This window comes from Okeania sp. (assembly GCF_983059655.1).
On sequence record NZ_CEZPJD010000898.1, the window covers coordinates 1 to 2,978 of the forward strand.

3 protein-coding genes are annotated in these 2,978 nt (G+C 35.7%); 1 reads left to right on the forward strand and 2 read right to left on the reverse strand.

Features of this window, described 5'->3' with window-relative positions; all coding sequences use genetic code 11:
• Positions 1-1,035: 1,035 nt before the first annotated feature.
• The gene (locus tag AC3DU7_RS29925; protein ID WP_488040716.1) at positions 1,036-1,167 is read left to right on the forward strand and encodes a hypothetical protein; all 132 of its coding nucleotides are present in this window, start codon (positions 1,036-1,038) and stop codon (positions 1,165-1,167) included.
• Positions 1,168-1,378: 211 nt separating this feature from the next.
• Here AC3DU7_RS29925 and AC3DU7_RS29930 read toward each other — a convergent pair whose 3' ends face one another.
• Positions 1,379-1,555, reverse strand: coding sequence for a hypothetical protein (locus tag AC3DU7_RS29930; protein ID WP_488040717.1), 177 nt, complete (start codon positions 1,553-1,555; stop codon positions 1,379-1,381).
• Between the two features lie 191 nt (positions 1,556-1,746).
• On the reverse strand, positions 1,747-2,610 hold the full coding sequence (locus tag AC3DU7_RS29935; protein ID WP_488040718.1) for an NAD(P)-dependent oxidoreductase: 864 nt from the start codon (positions 2,608-2,610) through the stop codon (positions 1,747-1,749).
• Positions 2,611-2,978: the final 368 nt, after the last annotated feature.

The following is a 2,978-nucleotide window of genomic DNA, read 5'->3' on the forward strand; positions in this document are numbered from 1 at the left end:
CCTTAATAAGTAGCGATCGCCAAATTTTTCATCCCCATCAGCCAGACAAGGATTTAGCCACGGATACACGGATGATTCATCTGCATTTTGTGAAGCTCAAAAAAAACGGCAAGGTCTTTGCTCTTGCATCGCCAAAAAAATCGTGATACTATGTAACCATTGGGTTCTACTCGCCCCTAAGCATGACTTTTTATTCAACGCAAAAACAGCATATCGCCACTGAATATATATATAAGAGATACTCACACTAAGACTATCAAAGCAGAAAAATTATCATCCTGTGAAGCACCTTAATAAGTAGCGATCGCCAAATTTTTCATCCCCATCAGCCAGACAAGGATTTGGTCACGGATACAGGGATGATTCATCTGCATCTTGTGAAGCTCAAAAAAAACGGCAAGGTATTTATCCTTGAATTCCCCAAAAAATTATGATAGTATTTAATCATTGGGTTCTACTCGCCCCTAAATATGACTTTTTATTCAACGCAAAAACGGCATTTCGTTACTGAATATATATAGAAATATATATATAGAAGAGATACTCACACTATCAAAGCAGAAAAAATATCATTCTGTGAAACACTTTGCTGTAAAAGTAACAATCATACTAAATCCTGTTTAGATAGGAGCTTTATTAGGAAAGTAAGGCAGAAGGCAGAAGGCAGAAGGCAGAAGGATTAGAGAAGATTTGGAAAAAGTACCTTTTCATAACCGTATTTAGCATCAGAAAATTTTTCACCCCATCAGCCAGACAAGGATTTAGCCACGGATACACAGATGATTAACATGCATTTTGTGAAGCTCAAAAAAAACGGCAAGGTTTTTCCTCTTGCACCCCCAAAAAAATCGTGATACTATTTTGTTATTGGGTGTTGCTCGCCCCTATGCATGACTTTTTATTCAACGCCAAAACAGCATTTCTTTACTGAATATATATAGAAGGGATATTCAGACATCGGTAATCCTGCATAGTAATGGAAAGTACGGGAGCAAGATGCTCCCACTACCGTGTCTGGTAACAAAAATAATTACAATGGAGTACCGCCCAGACATCAAAACAGAGAAACATCATCATCCTGTGAAGCACTTTAGATCAAGAACTAACGACCGGAAAATTTTTCACCCCATCAACAGATCGATAATTACTCATGTAGAAGCGATGTAGCTAACGCACTTGCTCTGCCAACGCTATATTCACAAATCCAACAGATTCTCATCCCGTGAAGCTCAAAAAAAAAACGGCAAGGTATTTCCTCTTGAATTCCCCAAAAAAATTATGATAGTATGTAATTATTGGGTGCTGCTCGCCCCTACTTATGACTTTTTATTCAACGCAAAAACAGCATATCGCCACTGAATATATATATAAGAGATACTCACACCATCAAAGCACCAGAAAAATTCTCATCTTGTGAAGCACTACTAAAAAAAGAAGTAATGATCGCCAAATTTTTCACCCCATCAGCTAGACAAGGATTTGGTCGCGGATGCACCGACGATCTACCTGCATTCTGTGAAGCTCCAAAAAAACGACAAGGTTTTTCCTCTTGCACCCCCCAAAAAATTATGATACTATTTTGCTATTGGGTGTTACTCGCCCCTACGCATGACTTTTTATTCAACTAAAGATTTGGTGAAAACTTACCAATAACTTGAATTTCATACACCAAATCAGCAACACCACAATTAAGGGTAATTTTTTTCATCACTTTGGAAGAACATGATTATCAAAAGAAAACATATTCTAATTCTCTGGATTAACTGCCGAAAATAAAGCAGAATAATCCACATCTGACAATCCTAATTCAATAGTTTTCTCCAAAACTTTACGCACTCCTTCTTGAATACTCACATCAAGTCCTGCTGATTCTGCCGCATTAATAAATATGTTCGTATCCTTTAATAAATGTTTGGCTGGAAAATTAGGATTTTCATAATTCCTGTCTAACATTCGTGGTAATTTTTTATCAAATGTTGGAGCATATAAAGCGCTATCCCGAACAATTTGCATAAACAAATCTACATCTATTCCTTCTCGAACTATCAACCCTAAACTCAAAGCAAAAGCAGTTGTTAAAGAACCAATTAATTGATTCATTGCCAACTTAATTGCAGCACCACTACCTACCGCACCAATATGTAATGGCTCACGACTAAATATCTTTAATAAACCACACCATTTTTCATATTGTTCTGATGAAGCTCCCACCATAACAATTAAACTACCAGATTTTACTTGAGGAATACTGCCCAAAACAGGAGCTTCTAAATATTCACCACCACAAGCAACAACTTCATCTCTAATTTCTTTACTTTCAGTGGGGGAAATAGTTCCCATTTGAATTACTGTTCGACCCGATAATTCCGCTTTTGAGCTATCAGATAAAAGTACATTTTGAATAGCTTCAGTATTAGTCAACATCAAAATTAAACATTCAGAATTTTGAATAGCTTCTGCGGGAGAATTAGCAATTTTAGCCCCTATTTTTTGTAAAGGTTCTAATTTTGATTGAGTACGATTATAAGCAGTTACAACATGATTAGCTTCTAACAATTTTTGAGCCATTTGTAGACCCATTAAACCTGTTCCTAAAAACGCAATTTTCATTAGTCATTACCTCTAGATTTTTATATTTAATTACCATATGTTTTGATATTTGTCAAAAAAATAATAGCTTTAAACAAACTAATCCAAAGCAATAATTTCTAGGAAAATTGTGCTAAACTTGCTAAGAAAATGCAATGATAATATAAATATTTGTCTAAACTTGAAAAGCTAAAATCTTTAATTAGTGGATGAGTAATTTGCAATTTATAGGTAATCCTAAATAACCTACTTTTAGAGTAAATTAGTTACTAAGTGCTATTTATTGTTTACTTTTCTTCCCCCACTCCCTCACTCCCTCACTCCCCCACTCCCCTACTCCCCCACTTCCATTATGCCGTATAGTAAATTTACTCTGAGTAAAGTTGTAG

Bases quoted from the DNA above. Each gene is read 5' to 3' on its own strand.
- AC3DU7_RS29935 (WP_488040718.1), bottom strand. From the start codon at position 2,610: ATGAAAATTGCGTTTTTAGGAACAGGTTTAATGGGTCTACAAATGGCT.
- AC3DU7_RS29925 (WP_488040716.1), top strand. From the start codon at position 1,036: ATGGAGTACCGCCCAGACATCAAAACAGAGAAACATCATCATCCTGTG.